The organism is Paenibacillus sp. FSL R7-277 (assembly GCF_000517965.1).
GTDB lineage: Bacteria > Bacillota > Bacilli > Paenibacillales > Paenibacillaceae > Paenibacillus_AQ > Paenibacillus_AQ silagei.
The window spans coordinates 67,245-82,184 of sequence record NZ_ASPX01000121.1 but is presented as its reverse complement, the minus strand read 5'-3'; the positions used below and the strand labels follow the sequence as shown (position 1 = coordinate 82,184).

18 protein-coding genes are annotated in these 14,940 nt (G+C 50.2%); 3 read left to right on the top strand and 15 right to left on the bottom strand.

Going from position 1 to position 14,940, the window contains the following annotated elements; translation table 11 throughout:
• Positions 1-23: 23 nt before the first annotated feature.
• The 5 genes from C173_RS31945 to C173_RS31925 all read right to left on the bottom strand — a co-directional run bounded on the left by C173_RS31945 (position 24) and on the right by C173_RS31925 (position 3,201).
• On the bottom strand, positions 24-638 hold the full coding sequence (locus C173_RS31945) for a class I SAM-dependent methyltransferase (RefSeq protein WP_036733237.1): 615 nt from the start codon (positions 636-638) through the stop codon (positions 24-26).
• A gap of 21 nt (positions 639-659) precedes the next feature.
• Complete coding sequence (locus C173_RS31940) at positions 660-1,271, bottom strand: pyridoxamine 5'-phosphate oxidase family protein (protein WP_442792689.1); 612 nt, start codon at positions 1,269-1,271, stop codon at positions 660-662.
• Between the two features lie 63 nt (positions 1,272-1,334).
• Positions 1,335-1,727 carry a VOC family protein gene (locus tag C173_RS31935; RefSeq protein ID WP_036733230.1) on the bottom strand — a complete coding sequence of 131 codons (393 nt, stop codon included), beginning with the start codon at positions 1,725-1,727 and terminating at the stop codon, positions 1,335-1,337.
• Positions 1,728-1,763: 36 nt separating this feature from the next.
• Positions 1,764-2,228, bottom strand: coding sequence for a hypothetical protein (locus C173_RS31930; RefSeq protein ID WP_036733228.1), 465 nt, complete (start codon positions 2,226-2,228; stop codon positions 1,764-1,766).
• A gap of 142 nt (positions 2,229-2,370) precedes the next feature.
• Positions 2,371-3,201 (bottom strand): Rpn family recombination-promoting nuclease/putative transposase, encoded by an 831-nt coding sequence (locus C173_RS31925; RefSeq protein ID WP_036733225.1) that lies wholly within the window; start codon positions 3,199-3,201, stop codon positions 2,371-2,373.
• 195 nt (positions 3,202-3,396) lie between these two features.
• On the opposite strand from C173_RS31925, the gene C173_RS31920 reads away from it, so the two are divergent.
• Positions 3,397-3,768: an iron chaperone gene (locus tag C173_RS31920; RefSeq protein WP_036733222.1), complete on the top strand. Its 372-nt coding sequence runs from the start codon at positions 3,397-3,399 to the stop codon at positions 3,766-3,768.
• 67 nt (positions 3,769-3,835) lie between these two features.
• Here C173_RS31920 and C173_RS31915 read toward each other — a convergent pair whose 3' ends face one another.
• From C173_RS31915 to C173_RS31900, 4 genes are all read right to left on the bottom strand, one after another.
• Positions 3,836-4,333: a YcxB family protein gene (locus C173_RS31915; protein ID WP_036733218.1), complete on the bottom strand. Its 498-nt coding sequence runs from the start codon at positions 4,331-4,333 to the stop codon at positions 3,836-3,838.
• Between the two features lie 74 nt (positions 4,334-4,407).
• The gene (locus C173_RS31910; RefSeq protein ID WP_036733215.1) at positions 4,408-5,331 is read right to left on the bottom strand and encodes a DUF7638 domain-containing protein; all 924 of its coding nucleotides are present in this window, start codon (positions 5,329-5,331) and stop codon (positions 4,408-4,410) included.
• A 16-nt stretch (positions 5,332-5,347) separates the two neighbouring features.
• Entirely contained in the window at positions 5,348-6,472 is a 1,125-nt protein-coding gene (locus C173_RS31905) for a PTS transporter subunit EIIC (RefSeq protein WP_036733212.1), read from the bottom strand.
• 117 nt (positions 6,473-6,589) lie between these two features.
• Complete coding sequence (locus tag C173_RS31900; protein ID WP_036733209.1) at positions 6,590-8,146, bottom strand: ABC-F family ATP-binding cassette domain-containing protein; 1,557 nt, start codon at positions 8,144-8,146, stop codon at positions 6,590-6,592.
• 373 nt (positions 8,147-8,519) lie between these two features.
• Here C173_RS31900 and C173_RS31895 point away from each other — a divergent pair, with 373 nt between their 5' ends.
• A complete protein-coding gene (locus C173_RS31895) occupies positions 8,520-9,038 on the top strand; it encodes a hypothetical protein (RefSeq protein ID WP_036733206.1) in 519 nt (172 codons plus the stop codon).
• A gap of 86 nt (positions 9,039-9,124) precedes the next feature.
• Complete coding sequence (locus C173_RS31890; RefSeq protein ID WP_051478747.1) at positions 9,125-9,649, top strand: GNAT family N-acetyltransferase; 525 nt, start codon at positions 9,125-9,127, stop codon at positions 9,647-9,649.
• Positions 9,650-9,741: 92 nt separating this feature from the next.
• Here the strand turns inward: C173_RS31890 and C173_RS31885 are convergent, their stop codons facing one another.
• The 6 genes from C173_RS31885 to C173_RS31860 form a co-directional block, all read right to left on the bottom strand.
• Complete coding sequence (locus C173_RS31885; protein WP_036733200.1) at positions 9,742-10,554, bottom strand: ABC transporter permease; 813 nt, start codon at positions 10,552-10,554, stop codon at positions 9,742-9,744.
• Positions 10,551-11,573, bottom strand: a complete 1,023-nt coding sequence (locus tag C173_RS31880; RefSeq protein ID WP_051478741.1) for an ATP-binding cassette domain-containing protein — start codon at positions 11,571-11,573, stop codon at positions 10,551-10,553. The genes C173_RS31885 and C173_RS31880 overlap by 4 nt, the downstream gene beginning before the upstream one ends.
• 181 nt (positions 11,574-11,754) lie before the next feature.
• On the bottom strand, positions 11,755-12,306 hold the full coding sequence (locus tag C173_RS31875) for a hypothetical protein (RefSeq protein WP_235192100.1): 552 nt from the start codon (positions 12,304-12,306) through the stop codon (positions 11,755-11,757).
• 33 nt (positions 12,307-12,339) lie between these two features.
• Complete coding sequence (locus C173_RS33275) at positions 12,340-12,912, bottom strand: GNAT family N-acetyltransferase (RefSeq protein WP_268748498.1); 573 nt, start codon at positions 12,910-12,912, stop codon at positions 12,340-12,342.
• A gap of 227 nt (positions 12,913-13,139) precedes the next feature.
• Positions 13,140-13,760: an immunity protein Imm33 domain-containing protein gene (locus C173_RS31865; RefSeq protein WP_063830970.1), complete on the bottom strand. Its 621-nt coding sequence runs from the start codon at positions 13,758-13,760 to the stop codon at positions 13,140-13,142.
• 107 nt (positions 13,761-13,867) lie between these two features.
• Entirely contained in the window at positions 13,868-14,749 is an 882-nt protein-coding gene (locus tag C173_RS31860; RefSeq protein ID WP_036733198.1) for an AraC family transcriptional regulator, read from the bottom strand.
• Positions 14,750-14,940 lie beyond the last annotated feature (191 nt).

The following is a 14,940-nucleotide window of genomic DNA, read 5'->3' as shown; positions in this document are numbered from 1 at the left end:
TTCGCATTCCCCTCACCTTCAGATCATAGTTGTTGTTCCTCAGGTCCCGCCCAGATCAAATGCACCATATTCAGCGAATAGCTCTCCACTCTAGTGATCTGCATCCCCGACTCCCGGACCAGTCCGAGAATATCCCGGGTCTGATGGCATCCATAGATGCGGTACAGGAGCGGATTCAGCGCCCGTTGCAGTGTAGTGACCAAGATGTTAGAACCAATTCCATGCTCCAGGAGCAGGATGGTGCCGTCCGGCTTACACCAGCGGTTCAGCTTCACCAGCAGGTTCAGCGGGTTCTTATAGCTGCATAAGGACAGCGTGGAGACAATCGTATCGAACGAATGCGCGGCAAAGCTCATGTCTTCGATATCTGCACATATACAATCGGCTTCCAGTCTGTACTGTCCGGCGGCCCGTCTGGCCTTCTCAACCATGGCTCCGCTGAAGTCCACAGCCGTGATCTTGACGCCTTTAGGATAGAACGGGAAGTTCGCCCCGGCTCCGACGGCAAGCTCCAGCACCTCACCCTTCGCAGAACCGATTAGCTTCTGGCGCCAGCGCCGCTGCTTCGGATCATCTCTTTTACGGTCATAATCCGTGGCCTGCCTGTCAAAAATCCGTATCAGCCTCTCTGTATCCATCCCCGTTATTCACTCCCCTACTTAATACAGCCGCTTCACGTAGCTCTCCTCTATACCTCGCCGCACCACTTCCTCCGTGAACTCCGCTGCATTCACATGAGCGGCGATGATGGCCGGAGCAGACGGGAGCAAGGCTTCAGCAGGCCAGGTGCCGGAGTCCCAGACCTGCGATCTTTTGAAGGCCTTGGCACAATGCATATAACATTCCTCCACCTTCACCCCGATCCCCAGCGCAGGCCGCTTGCCTCGGGCTCGCATCCGATCCAGGATAGGCTCGTCCTTAATGATATAGGCTTGCCCGTTAACCCGCAGTGTCTCTTCAAGCCCCGGGATAATAAAAATCAGACCGATATGTGGATTAGCCAGGATATTCAGCAAAGAGTCCAATCTGCGGTTCCCCGGACGTTCAGGAATGACCAGATGCCCTTCATCCAGCACCAGCACCGAACCGGGCGCATCCCCGCGCGGAGAGACATCGCATGAGCCGTGTTCATCTGCTGTGGACAAGAATAATAGAGGGGACATCGCTATATAATCACGACAGTGATGATCCAGCTGGTGGATCGATTTGCGCTTCACCACTTCACTTGGATAGCCCAGAAGCTCTCTGAGCTCATTTTCCGACGTCAGCATTTCATGAAAAGGTTTATTCATCCCGCATCCCCGCTTCTGATTATTATATGGACCCCACTCCGCCTAACGCCAGACCTGCATCCGTTCATCCAGAGTGGAAGTATGCAGCTCCAGCTGAATTCCATCCGGGTCCAGGAAATTCACTGACCAGCCGGTTCCCCGCTGAACAGGTCCTCTGACGATCTCAACGTGATGCTTCTGCAAGATGCCGACAGCTTCATTGAAATCATCCTCTGCGATATAAAAAGCTACATGATCCATCCCGGCGTATCCGCCTAAAGGCTCCTTGGCAACCGTTCGTTCAAGCAGACAGATCCAAGCGCTGCCCCACTCCAAATAGGCATCTATTCGGCCACGATGTCTAACGTTCATCCCCAGAATACCCTGATAGAATTCCAATGAAGCCTGAAGGTCGCGTACCTGGAGTGTGATGTGACTGAATCCGGAGACTTTCATTTGATTAGTTCCTCCTATTCTCCATCCCTTAGTTAACTACAGCCATCTCACAAACTTCTTATGTACCACTTCGATCTGGTGCCGCTCCGCCCATTCCGTTAGCACCTTTATCCCTTGATCTTCCTGCTCGGGGAATCGAAAACAGTATTTATAAGTAACCAGCAGATTGGCTCTGGGCTTTACTGCGATCACGGGCAGCAAGTAGCCTTTGATGAAAATACACTTAATAGTAGAGGCTTCAATCTCTACATTCTTGATCTGCAGGGCTTCCGGCTTAATCTCTATGTTGAACGCCCTGCTAAAGGTACACAAACGATATACCATAATCCCTGCAACGGCTATTGCAATTCCGATGATGAGATAGGTCACAATCTGCTCCAACAGAGTCGTTTTATCGACCCGAATGAAAAAGCTTATCCAGAATAACATAAGGGCAACCACGCTTATAGTCGCCGGCAATTCAGCAGGACGTTTGCCTTTGAACCCGATCCTCTCCTCCATCCCATAACCCCCTTCTCATTTATTTTGAAGAACAACAAGCTTCTTCTATCATACAGGGAAATGCTGGAATGAGGAAGGGAGGGACACAGGGCAGCAGGAATAAGAAAAGGGAGCATCCGCTCATTGGACACTCCCGTAATTTCTATTTTTGCAAAGCATTGATCTCTTGTTCCGTTAATCCCGTGGCTTTTACAATTGTTGCTATATCAATATCCATGTCAAGCATATTTTTTGCCACTTTTTTAATTCCAGCCAACTCTGCACTGCCCAGCATAGAGGCTTCATCGTGTAAATACTTCTGTCTGGCTTCATACAACCGTCTGGCCTCTGAATCCTGACTTAGATATTGCAGAGTGTCCATCGCTTTTTCCAAACCCGGCTCATTCATCTTCAGCACCTCCCATTGTGATGTATCAGCACCCTTTAGAAATAACAGCCAATTAATTAGTCCACCTTCTGACGAAATTTTATATTCATCCAGTTTCAGCAATTCCAAGAAATGAACCTCAATATCATCATTCAAGGATAATCCCGTTCGATCCTCCCGCAGATGAAAAACATTATGATACTGATCGTTTTTCAAAAACGAGTAGTTCAATATATTTATTGTTACGCATTTCTTCAACTCCATATACTTTTCGCCCTCATTGAGTTGACTAGCATAACGCTTACTCCAATAAAAAAGTGTTCTTTTCTCTATGTCGTATTTATTAAATAACTGCATCTCAATATCAATCAGTTTACCTTCTGAAGTCTTGGCATAAACATCAAAAATAGATTGTTTGTCTAATGGATCCTCTTTATCCGTATATGGATTCATTAGGATAATCTCGGTCAACGGCGGCTCGCCTGCTTCAGTAAAGATTCTGTTTAGAAATGCCAACAGCACATCCTTGTTATTCTCGCTGCCAAATATCCTTTTGAAAACGAAATCTACCCGCGGGTCCAGTAAATCCATCGGCATCAGCTCCATTCATAACTATTATATCATTTCCAAGAGTTCTGAACCTTACAAAGTGCCTTCAAAAATACTCATTGTGGAGCCTGGGTGCAATGGTACTGCCAAAGAAGCAAAATTATAAATTTATTCATTAAAATTTTTGACTATCCTGCGGCTACAAGATATTATGGAGGGCATGAGGGCTGACATAGATCAGGAGGACGAACCATGGATGTGTTTGCAGAGTATCTGGCGAAGATCGATAATCCGGTCCATCGGGCAACGGTGGAGGAAGTACTCGCCTGGGTGTTGCAGGAGTTCCCGCAGCTCGAACCGAGAATTGGCTGGAACCAGCCGATGTTCACCGATCACGGAACATACATTATCGGCTTCAGTGTAGCCAAAGGGCATATGGCTGTTGCCCCGGAAAAAGCAGGCATGGATCATTTCGAGGAAGTCCTGAAGCAAGGCGGAATAGATCACACCAAGCTGCTGATCCGCATGAAATGGACGAATCCGGTGGATTACGGCCTGCTGAGACAGTTAATCGAGTACAATATTGCCGACAAGGCAGATTGCACAAGCTTTTGGCGGGTGTAGCTGCGGCTAATCATCCGCTCCCGGATACAGAAAAGGACATGCGCGGGTAGCATGTCCTTCTTTTTTGTCACCAAATCACGCCACTGACAATCTTGCGGTGATCTGACACATACGCTCTGAATTTATACTCCTGTGCGGCATCCTCGAACGATTGCTTCGCAACGAACCAATACTCCTGTGGCCCATGGAACAGCAGATAGTAGCTCTGGTTCTCCCATACCCGGGTGAAAGAGCCCCAGGTCATGACGGACGCGTCCTTCTCCGGACTGAAATTGATCCCCTCTGCATCGAAAAGATATTCAAATTCCTTATTGTACCTTGTATCTGCCGACAATATCTTCGGTAAAAGCAAGGTTCGCATCACGATTGACATTCCCATGGTCAGAACCAGCGTAATCGATATGCCGAGCAAAATGACCGACTGGTTCTGAGTATACAGAATCATGCACACCGCTATAAATACCGCTTGAACGCCAATCGATAGTATAGATTTCCACGAGTGGAAATATAATGCCCGCGCCACCTTGGAAATATGCCGTCCATAATGAAAGCTGATTGTCTCCATCCTGCCACCCTCTATCTCTTCACTTCATCACTTATAGTAGTATAGCATCCAACGCGTAGAAAATCCTGCCCCGCTCACACTTCGCGTGTCTCTTCGGGATGATACAGGATTCGCTGGTAATCCCAATCCTTCGTATCCATATCGCCCAGATACATCCGTTCATGCTCCGGTACAAGCTCATATTTGATTCGAAGCTGCTCACGGTAGTATTCACCCGGATTCTCCAGATAAGCATAATAGGCAGCCCGGCACGCTTCATGCGCCGTTTGCTCGCCATTCAGCTGCTTGTGGAGGTTATGCAGCTCTTTGAGCTTCTCCTGTGCATCGGCAGAGTATAGGGCTTCGCCTAATGTAACCTCGCCCAATTGCAGAATATGTACCGTTACAGGAGTATCCATTGTCGTGAAGAAGGTCTTATCTGCAACAAGCGCGTCCAGCTCCTCCAGCGTATATTCTGCGTCAGCAGGCAGGTTATAGACCGCTACCTTTCCGTCCTTGTATATCACAACATCGACCAGGTATACTATGCCGCTATTCTTCATGAACAGATGGACACTTTTGCCCTCCGTCGTCTGGTAGAACATTTCGCTGTTGACATAGAATTCCGTAGAGGAAGGTGAATGCGCAATCCGGCGCGCTTCACTCTGCTCCTGCTCCCGGTCCGAAATCTCATAGATATTCGTATGGTCCGGATTCAGCAGGCTCACTGTTTCCTGAATATGCTGGTAATAGCTTGCAGCGTTGTAAGTCCACTTTGCCGACTCTACCGTATACGCACCCAGTCCATGAATGGACAGCTGCTTCCCGGAGGGGACGGCCGGCGTTAACCAGCCTGAATTTATTTTGCCGGATAAGCCCTTAAGATCTGTAAGCTCCCAGCAGTTGACCATGCCGTCTTCGTACACATCTACATTAATATAGAAGTAACTTCCTCCGTTATGGATGATTCCGGGAATGGAGGTCCCTTCCACCGTCTTGGTTCTTCTAATCGCTCTCAAGTGTAATCCTCCTTAGCTAGGATTTGGCAATTGGTTCGACGACTGGCTCCGGTCCAAGCTTCACGCACAGCGTTGCAATCAGGGCAATCAGGAACCCGGTGGTACATGCGATCAGGAAACCGCCGAACCCGTCCCCCAGATAAGCAGGCAGCGTAGCCAGTCCCGGAAAAGCGAATGAAATCGCAGACGAGCCGAACATCCCGACCATCCCGCCGCCAATCGAGCCTGCACAGCAGACAATAATCATCGGCTTGCGCAGCGGCAGATTGACCCCGAACATTGCAGGCTCCGTCACACCAAACAAGGCCGATATCGATGCCGACAGGCTTAAGGTGCGGAACTGCTTGTCTTTGGCTTTGATGAATACTGCCAGCGCTGCTCCCGCTTGGGCAAAGGCAGCAGGACCCATCAGCGCGAGGATCGTGTCTGATCCACCCGTGCTGATGTTGTTGATCGCCAGCGGCACCAGACTCCAGTGCAGGCCGAAGATGACCATCGGCTGAATGATCGCCCCCAGCACCATTCCGGCGCCGACTGAACTGAGATTATACACTGTACGGTACCCGTCTGCCAGGGCGTCACCGGCCAGCGCCCCCATCGGTCCGAATACCAGCAGCGTCACCGACGATACCATGATCACGGAGATCAGCGGAGTGAAGAAGCCGCGGATGACCTCCGGCAATATTTTGACACAGAATCGCTCGACATAGACCAGCAGGCCTACCGCCAGGATAATGGGAATAGCGCTTGCAGGATAATTCACCGGCTTGATGCTCATGCCCATAAACTCTATGACTTCGTTGTTCGCAAATAGTGTAGTCAGACTGGGATATAGCATAACCCCGCCTATAACGACCGCCGTAAAAGGATTGGCCCCGAATTTACGGGCTGCCGTAAACGCCAGCAGCAGCGGAAGGTAATGAAACAGGCTGTCCGCCATGGCATTCAGCACCGTATAGGTGCCTTCGGTCTTGCTGATGATCTCCAGTGCAACCGCACCCGCGAGCAGACCCTTCATGATTCCCGCCGCGCTCAATATATTCACTATGGGAAGAAAAATACCAGAAATGCCGTCAACAATGATATTGACCAGACTGCGTTTGGATGGCTTCACGACTGTCTCCTCGTTCACAACGTTCATAGGTTCCCCCTGCATTCTTACTCCACTGTAATACGAATGACCCGTAAGAGTCACTTTTTGCAAAGTGCCCCTCCTACGGGTCAAGCTCAATACCGGCGATATTGCCGGTTCGGTTCTCTAGAAGACTTTGGTCGTCCATGATTCGCAATTCCAGGTATCGGTCACGATATCACGGTAGAATTCAGGCTCATGGGAGATCAGCAGAATGCTGCCCTTATAGGCTTTGAGCGCACGCTGCAGCTCTTCCTTTGCATCGACATCGAGATGGTTGGTAGGCTCATCCAGTACCAGCAGATTGCTCTCCCGGTTAATCAGCTTGCACAAGCGTACTTTGGCCTTCTCGCCGCCGCTCAGGACAGCAATTTTACTCTCAATATGCTTGGTGGTCAGGCCGCACTTCGCCAGTGCTGCACGAATCTCGAATTGGGAGTAGGACGGGAATTCGTTCCAGATCTCCTCGATACAGGTGTTGTAATTCGATTCCTTCATTTCCTGCTCGAAATACCCGATCTCCAGCAGATCGCCAAGCCGGGCTGTGCCCGAGATAGGCTGGATCTGGCCGAGAATACTGCGCAGCAGCGTGGTTTTACCGATACCGTTCGCACCGACGAGAGCAATCTTCTGACCCCGCTCCATGCTCAGGTCCAGCGGACGCGACAATGGGGAATCATACCCGATCACCAGATCCTTGGTCTCAAAAACCATTTTGCCGGAGGTCCGCCCCTGCTTGAAGTTGAACTGCGGCTTCGGCTTCTCCTTGGCAATCTCGATGACCTCCATCTTATCCAGCTTCTTCTGCCGGGACATCGCCATGTTGCGGGTAGCTACGCTGGCCTTGTTGCGGGCCACGAAGTCCTTCAGATCGGCAATCTCCTGCTGCTGGCGCTTGAACGCGGATTCCAGCTGTGACTTCTTCGCTTCGTACACCTGCTGGAAATACTCATAATCGCCCACATAACGCGACAGCGACTGGTTCTCCATATGGTAGATCAGGTTGATCACGCTATTCAGGAACGGAATGTCATGGGAGATCAGAATGAAGGCATTCTCATAATCCAGCAGATAACGCTTCAGCCAGTTGATATGCTGTTCATCCAGATAGTTCGTAGGCTCATCGAGCAGCAGAATGTCGGGCTTCTCCAGCAGCAGCTTTGCCAGCAAGACCTTGGTCCGCTGACCGCCGCTGAGATCGTTAACATCCTTGTCCAGACCGATGTCGGTCAGACCGAGTCCACGCGCGGTTTCATCGATTTTGGCATCGATCATATAGAAATCCTGGCTGGTCAGCATGTCCTGAATTGTTCCGACATCCTCCAGCAGCTGCTCCAGCTCCTCAGGGGTCACATCCCCCATCTTACCGTACATGTCGTTCATCTCTTGTTCCATATCGAACAGATATTGGAAGGCCCCGCGCAGCACATCCCGGATGGATTGCCCCTGCTGAAGCACCGCATGCTGATCCAGATAACCGGCGCGCATCCGCTTCGCCCACTCCACCTTGCCTTCGTCCGGCTGAAGCTTACCAGTAATGATGTTCATGAAGGTCGATTTACCTTCACCGTTGGCACCGATCAGACCGATATGCTCACCCTTCAGCAGACGGAAGGAGACATCTGTGAAGATGGCCCGGTCGCCGAAGCCGTGACTAAGCTTTTCTACATTTAATATGCTCATGAAGTTACACCTTTTCCTTTATTCTATATTCTCGTCATATTATAAAGGCTAACGCGCCACAACTCCAGAAGGTTTGTAAAAAAAGCCGCTTCATTTGTATCTTTTCTCAACATATCCAGGTAATTTGGCGGAAAACCGTGTACCTCCGGTCCCTTTATATGCTTATACTCTACAAGCTCAATGTCCTGCAGTTGCAGCTCTCTGGAATCAGTTTGCGAATTCTGTAACTGCGGAAGAAAACCTTACTACCTACTTACCTTTTGTATTATATTGGTTAGATAGATATCGCCAGATTTTATTTTTGAAAAGTGTAGTTGTGACTGTAGAACAAAAAGACGATACACGAGAATCACATCATTATGTGGAGGTAAGGATGCGGGAGATTACAGGAATAGGAATTAGTGCCGTTAAATACGCACTCCTAAATTTCATGCTGGTCATAACCAACTTATTATTATATGCTTCAGGACTGGATGGGGGCGGAACCGGGGACCGTGAGGAAGGGCTGATGTTCTATCAGATGTACTTCATCTGCCTGCTTGCGGGATTTGTCATCTATGGAGTATGGTCCGTTACAGCAGGCAGATTTGAGAAAAAGACAAGAGGTCTAACTGCTATTCCTGTGTTATTATCCTCCGTTTGTATTACCAGTGTATTAATTTATGCTAACCGCAGGTACAAGAACCTGTATGATGGCGAGTTTGTGAATGACGCAGGGTCCAAGGTCCTGGCACTCTACGCCGATACTTCCCTGTACCTCGTATACTTCCTTCTGCTCTTCGCTGTTTGCATCAGTGTGCTTGGAATTGTTAAGCGGAACAAATTATCTATACTGGGGCTTTTGCTGAATCTATCGCTGCTAATACTCATAAACCTAATACAATTTGTATAAAACAATACTCTCCATTCTCGCGGAAATCATGGCATGCTACGATGAAGCTACGCTCATTTGGAATCATGGAGGTGTAGAGATTGTATATGCAACAAGGTAACTTGGTCATCCGGGATGCAACTGTAGCCGATGCAGAGCTGTTATGCAGCTGGTGGAACGACGGAACAGTCATGGCGCATGCCGGATTTCCTAAGGGCTTAGGAATCACTGAACAAGAGGTGTTAACCCAATTGCAGACCGGGACAGACTCTGAACGGAAAGGACGTCTGATTCTTGAAATCGATGGTGCTCCCGCAGGTGAAATGAGCTACAGTGCGGTTTCTGGACATGTGGCGGAGATGGGGATTAAAATCTGTGATTTCAATCAACAAAACAAAGGGGCAGGCACAGAATGTTTAGGTATGCTGGTCCGTTATTTGTTTGAAACACAGGGGTTTCACAAGATCATTCTGGATACGAATCTTAAAAACACCAGAGCACAGCATGTGTATGAGAAACTCGGCTTCCGTAAAATAGCGGTACGAAAGACTGCCTGGGCAGATCAGCATGGGGAATTACAGACTTTTGTTGACTATGAGCTATCCCTAACGGAATGGACTCAAAATTCCTGAACGTGACTGGTCACATTGTGTTCGGTTTTTCGCATACAAAAAAACGCCAACAGATGCATCCCTGCATTCGTTGACGTCTTTCTGAACCAGACTTACGTCCGGCGCATATACGCACGCACGGTAATCGGAGCGAAGACCGCTACAATCACAGCGGCTCCGATCAGGGAGTAGACCAGATCACTACCTACCGTTCCATGGTTCACCAGTTCACGGACAGCAGTGACCAGATGTGAGATCGGATTGTTATTCACGAACCACTGAAGCCATTTCGGCATCGTATCAACCGGCACGAAGGCATTCGAGAGGAAGGTTAGCGGGAATAACACGATCATTGAGATCCCCTGAACACTGGATGCTGTGCGGGCGATCACACCGAAAAAGGCAAAGATCCAGCTGATGGCCCAGGAGCATCCGATGACCAGAACCGCCGCCAGGGCAACCCCGCCGATGCCGCCTTCCGGCCGCAAGCCCATGATGTAGCCCATTACGAAGGTGAGTACCGTAGCAATCGTGTAACGTATAGTATCTGCTAACAGTGCCCCTGCGAGAGGGGCAATCCGGGCAATCGGCAGCGATTTGAAGCGGTCGAACACCCCTTTTTCCATATCCTCCCGTAGCTGGACACCGGTAACGACGGAGGTCGTGATTACGGTCTGTACCAAGATTCCTGGAATAATTACCGGCAGATAACTTGCCACATCCCCGGCAATCGCCCCGCCGAAAATATACGTGAACATCAAGGTGAAAATAATCGGCTGAAATGTGACGTCAAACAATTGCTCCGGTGTACGCCGGATCTTGAGCAGTCCTCTGTAAGCCATCGTAAAGGAATTACGTACCACTTGGCCGAAGCTGGTATGGTTTTTCAAATTACGGTCTACACCCGGCTTAATTAAAGTACTCATGCTAATACTCCCTCCTTCTTCTGCGTACTATCCGGGACAAGCCCCGCATCTTCCTTGACGCCATGACCGGTTAGGGTCAGGAATACTTCATCCAGCGTTGGCTTCTGCACACTCATCTCAAGCAGCGGTATACTTGCTTCACGAAGTGCGATCAGCAGATCGGTTACCCGGTCCACGTTCCCCATCGGTGCGATAATTTTGGCTGCTTCTGCCGACAGGTTAGAGCGTACCTGAAGCACCTGCTCCACAATCTGCCGCGCCTTCAGCAACTGCTGTGGATGGACCACCTTCAGGTGAAGCGAGGAGTTGCCAACCGAGCTCTTGAGTTCATCAACTGTTCCCTCTGCGACCACCTTACCGGTATCAATCACGGCAATCCGGTCCGCCAGTTGATCCGCTTCTTCAAGATATTGGGTCGTCAGCAGGACCGTTGATCCCGTATTCACCAGCTTGCGGATCGTCTCCCACATCTGATTGCGCGTCCGGGGATCGAGCCCCGTTGTCGGCTCATCCAGGAAAATGAGCGGAGGCTGCGCAATTAGACTAGCCGCCAGATCCAGCCGCCGGCGCATCCCGCCGGAGAAATTCTTCAAGGGGCGCTTGGCGGCTTCCGTCAAGCCGAATTCCTCCAGCAGGTCAGAGGCCTTGCTGCGAGACTCCGCACGCCCCAGGCCATGCAGCCTGGAGAAGATGATCAGATTCTCAGTCGCGCTAAGCGACTCATCCACTGACGCATATTGACCCGTCACTCCGATTAACTGACGCACGATCTGCGGTTCTTTTGCCACATCATGTCCGAAGATACGCGCCGAACCTGCGTCAGGCCGAAGTAGGGTCGCCAGCATGCGAATTACGGTTGTCTTCCCGGCACCATTGGGACCCAGCACCCCATAGATCATTCCTGTGCCTACTTTGAGATCTACACCATCCACGGCCCGGTTGCTCCCGTAGATTTTGACCAATCCTTGCGCCTCAATGGCATAGCTGCCGCCCTGCCCTGCTGATTGTGTCTGCTTCATGCTTTATTCCTCCTTGATTGCTGATTCTATAAGGATAGTAACCGACATATTTAAACTGAATTTAAACCTCCTTCTACTCTGTCCGGTTGCTGTTTCCCTATCCCATTAAACCAAAAATCCGATCCTTTGGGATCGGACTTGCGGAGTACGCTTGCAGTCGTACCTCTATATGCAGTTCTCCTTAGTCATAGCCGCCTTCAGCTTCGGGCAATGCCTGGTACTCTTCTTTACCGGCTACGATGTCCGCAATGAAGGTCCGTAGCTCCAGCAGTTGCTCTGCATCTTCCGTGAGCTCACAATTCTCGCCGGACCAGGACCAGTTCCGTGTGAACCCGTTTACGGTGATCCTCCAGCTGTCTTCCTGGTAAGGGACCACCGCGCAGCCCTGTTTGAGGGACACAAGCTCCAGCTTCCCCATGATTCGGATGCCTCTCATCCGCTCATAGATGCTGCGCATTTCATCTTCGGTCAACGTAATATCCGCTGTGGCTGTTCCGTTCATGATCAGATCTTTTACCACGGTATCCTGATACGTTTTGATCTCATTCTTGGTGACCTCCCCATACCCGTACCGGACGAGAAAATCGAAATCAGCAGGCATGTCTTCAGGCATCTCTCCCAATACCTCCGGCCGCTCAGGGGTAAGTTGTGTCTCCTTATTCGTGTTACAGCCAGCTATGAGCAGTACGACCAGCAGTAAGTAATATATGTGCTTCAGGTCGGTCCCCTCCACAAGTGAATTTTACAAAAAGTACAGCATCCATTCTTAGGTATTATAGTTGTAGGCGGCTAAATATTTCGCAATGACTTCCTTACTCTCATGCCACCACAGAATAGGAACTTCGCCAACCTTCACTAGACCTAACTTAGCGGCCAGATGATTGGAGCCAGTATTGCCGTTATCACAATCCCAATATATTGTTAGCTGCCGCTGACGGCTAAGCGCTATGAATTCTTGACACAGTCTGAACGCCAACCCTTGATTACGGTATTCCTTGTGCGTGATGATATCCGGTTCAATATAGCCGCCACCCACATAAAAAGTATTACAAGCGCTTACAAATCCGCTCTCATTCAAATAACAATAACCAAATGCCCTGTCGAGATAGGTCTCAGCCGAAGTCCACAGTAATCGGTAACTATCGTCCATCTCCTGAATGTAGCGTCCAAACAACTGCTCATCGATGCTAGTTAAAACAAATTCTCCAGAATCCTCCTGAATGTCAGCAGGAGCTTTAGCGTTACTGTTCATCTTATAATGTGTTCTACTGAGCTCCACTGTGTTGTCTTTCAAAGGTTCTTTCAGCACCGCAAGCCATTGACTGGAGGAGAAGTACAAATCATAGAAATTCGCGTGATTGGCCGGATTGGCATGAATTCTCCTTCTCTATGCGCTAAAAGATGCTTGATTCTACTATACTCACTAGGCTGTAATTCAATCATTCTATTCCTTCCTCTCAGTTAATTACCTGTTATGTATATCTGGCCTTCTGCCCTTCTCCCCTTCTCCTAGTAAAAAAGGCCGGGGCCACAGTCACCTGTGTCCGCCAGCCTAGTATATCATGCCTACCGCCAATTCTTCACTTCTACCCACGCGGCACCCGCTCCGCTCCGTTCAAACGCTGTGCCCACAGCTCCTTTAAAAGGCTCCAGCAGGGTCGGGTCCCGGTCGATCAGATCATACACATTCATGATGGCCGTATTCTTCGGGTCGCTCAGATAAGCGTTATCTTCTTCTCCGGTGAACAGCCGCCAGCCGCTGTCCTCCTCACGGGTAGGGGCCTCCCGGTACATCCAGCGCACACCGCTTCCTGGCGTCAGGCATTGCCTGGTGACCATACCCGCCTTCTCCCCGGCTTCGACCCATGCCGGATCTCCTTCTCTAAGAATCGTCTGGGCGATATGTCTGGGCTCGAACTCCACCGGATCTCCGAGCTGGAGCGACTGGATAACCCCCGGTGTATTGGTCAACAGCCCCGTGTACCGCCCGGTAACCGGATCTCTCCCGGTGATCTCGACCCACATCCGTTCAGCCCGTGGCTGCCCTTCAGCCGGTTGGGTCAACATGAAGTGCAGCCGCACCATTCTCCCCGTCCCCTGTGTCTCCCGTTCCTGTCTTGCAGGAATAAAGAACGACTCAGGATGTAGCCTGCTCGTCTCTTCCACATCTTCCAAAGTCCACTCCATGAATTATGCCTCCTAGTCAGTTATACTAGACTACCATTACCCGATTGTAGGAGGCACTATTCATTCTGACTGGAAGCCCTGTCCGCTCTGGCTGAATACCTGCACCGTTAACGGCGCCCTGCTTCCCGCACCGGAATCCATATTTCACTTTTAAAAGTTGGTGAGTGGGTATCCTTGCTTTCGTTCCACAGAAGCTCCGGCCCTTCGACCTGCTCGTAATTGGAAGAGGGGAACCATTCGGAATAGATCCGGCCCCAGACATTCTGGAGCGTGCCCGGAAAGGGACCCACCACTTCGAACACGGCCCATGCAGACGCTTGAACCTCCAGCTTGGCGTAGGACGGCGGGCATTCCTGCGTGGTAGCCACTCCGATATAATGATCCAGCTCCCCACGTTCCTCCATCCGGCCTTCGGAGAAATTCACCGACGAGCTGATTAGCCCTGACGGAACCATATCCGACAGCCCCTTCAGCTCCCCTATCATCTCCATGCTCAGACTCTGCCACATGGCCGCGATCTCCGGGTTCACCCCGCTGAACTGGATAGCTACCCTTTTCTTGAGTCCAACGATCCGAAAAGCCTCTTTCTCCTCAATGCGGTAATTCATTTCACTGCCTCCTCTAATGGTTAACTGAAAAGTCATTCGAGGAAAGGCCTTCAGGGGTGTCCCTGCCGTTCTTGCTTCTGAAGGCGTTACGCCATGAAGCTGCTGAAAGGCTTTTGTGAATGCATCCGGCGAAGTGTACCCGTACTCCAGGGCAACATCAATAATCCGGTGCTGGCCTCCCTGCAGCTTGAAGGCAGCCAGCGTAAGACGTCTGCGGCGGATATATTCCGAGAGCGGGATACCGGCCAGGAAGGAGAACATCCGTGTAAAATGATACTCTGAGCATAACGCGAAGCCCGCAGCCACTTTTATATCGATCTCGTCGTCCAGGTGCTCTTCAATGTAGAAGAGTGCAGCATTTATATCTTCCAGCAGGTTCATCGTGCACCTCCCTTTCCTCCCCATCAGAGTAACAGCTACGCAGGGAATGCATCCGACAGTTCCTGCACCATATTAACGGGTACTTTCTTATTCAAGACAATCGGCAAATTTAGAGGCATAATGAAGCATAGAATATATACGAATAAGCTAGACAGGAAATCCCCATTACACGGTTAAAAAGGGAGGTTGCC

What these genes read in the sequence shown, in the direction of transcription:
- C173_RS31920 (WP_036733222.1), top strand. Translation starts at nt 3,397, where the DNA reads ATGGATGTGTTTGCAGAGTATCTGGCGAAGATCGATAATCCGGTCCAT.
- C173_RS31880 (WP_051478741.1), bottom strand. Translation starts at nt 11,573, where the DNA reads ATGAAGCAGACACAATCAGCAGGGCAGGGCGGCAGCTATGCCATTGAG.
- C173_RS31865 (WP_063830970.1), bottom strand. Translation starts at nt 13,760, where the DNA reads ATGGAGTGGACTTTGGAAGATGTGGAAGAGACGAGCAGGCTACATCCT.
- C173_RS31945 (WP_036733237.1), bottom strand. Translation starts at nt 638, where the DNA reads ATGGATACAGAGAGGCTGATACGGATTTTTGACAGGCAGGCCACGGAT.
- C173_RS31895 (WP_036733206.1), top strand. Translation starts at nt 8,520, where the DNA reads ATGCGGGAGATTACAGGAATAGGAATTAGTGCCGTTAAATACGCACTC.
- C173_RS31940 (WP_442792689.1), bottom strand. Translation starts at nt 1,271, where the DNA reads ATGCTGACGTCGGAAAATGAGCTCAGAGAGCTTCTGGGCTATCCAAGT.
- C173_RS31935 (WP_036733230.1), bottom strand. Translation starts at nt 1,727, where the DNA reads ATGAAAGTCTCCGGATTCAGTCACATCACACTCCAGGTACGCGACCTT.
- C173_RS31925 (WP_036733225.1), bottom strand. Translation starts at nt 3,201, where the DNA reads ATGGAGCTGATGCCGATGGATTTACTGGACCCGCGGGTAGATTTCGTT.
- C173_RS31860 (WP_036733198.1), bottom strand. Translation starts at nt 14,749, where the DNA reads ATGAACCTGCTGGAAGATATAAATGCTGCACTCTTCTACATTGAAGAG.
- C173_RS31890 (WP_051478747.1), top strand. Translation starts at nt 9,125, where the DNA reads ATGCAACAAGGTAACTTGGTCATCCGGGATGCAACTGTAGCCGATGCA.
- C173_RS31900 (WP_036733209.1), bottom strand. Translation starts at nt 8,146, where the DNA reads ATGAGCATATTAAATGTAGAAAAGCTTAGTCACGGCTTCGGCGACCGG.
- C173_RS31885 (WP_036733200.1), bottom strand. Translation starts at nt 10,554, where the DNA reads ATGAGTACTTTAATTAAGCCGGGTGTAGACCGTAATTTGAAAAACCAT.
- C173_RS31930 (WP_036733228.1), bottom strand. Translation starts at nt 2,228, where the DNA reads ATGGAGGAGAGGATCGGGTTCAAAGGCAAACGTCCTGCTGAATTGCCG.
- C173_RS31905 (WP_036733212.1), bottom strand. Translation starts at nt 6,472, where the DNA reads ATGAACGTTGTGAACGAGGAGACAGTCGTGAAGCCATCCAAACGCAGT.
- C173_RS31915 (WP_036733218.1), bottom strand. Translation starts at nt 4,333, where the DNA reads ATGGAGACAATCAGCTTTCATTATGGACGGCATATTTCCAAGGTGGCG.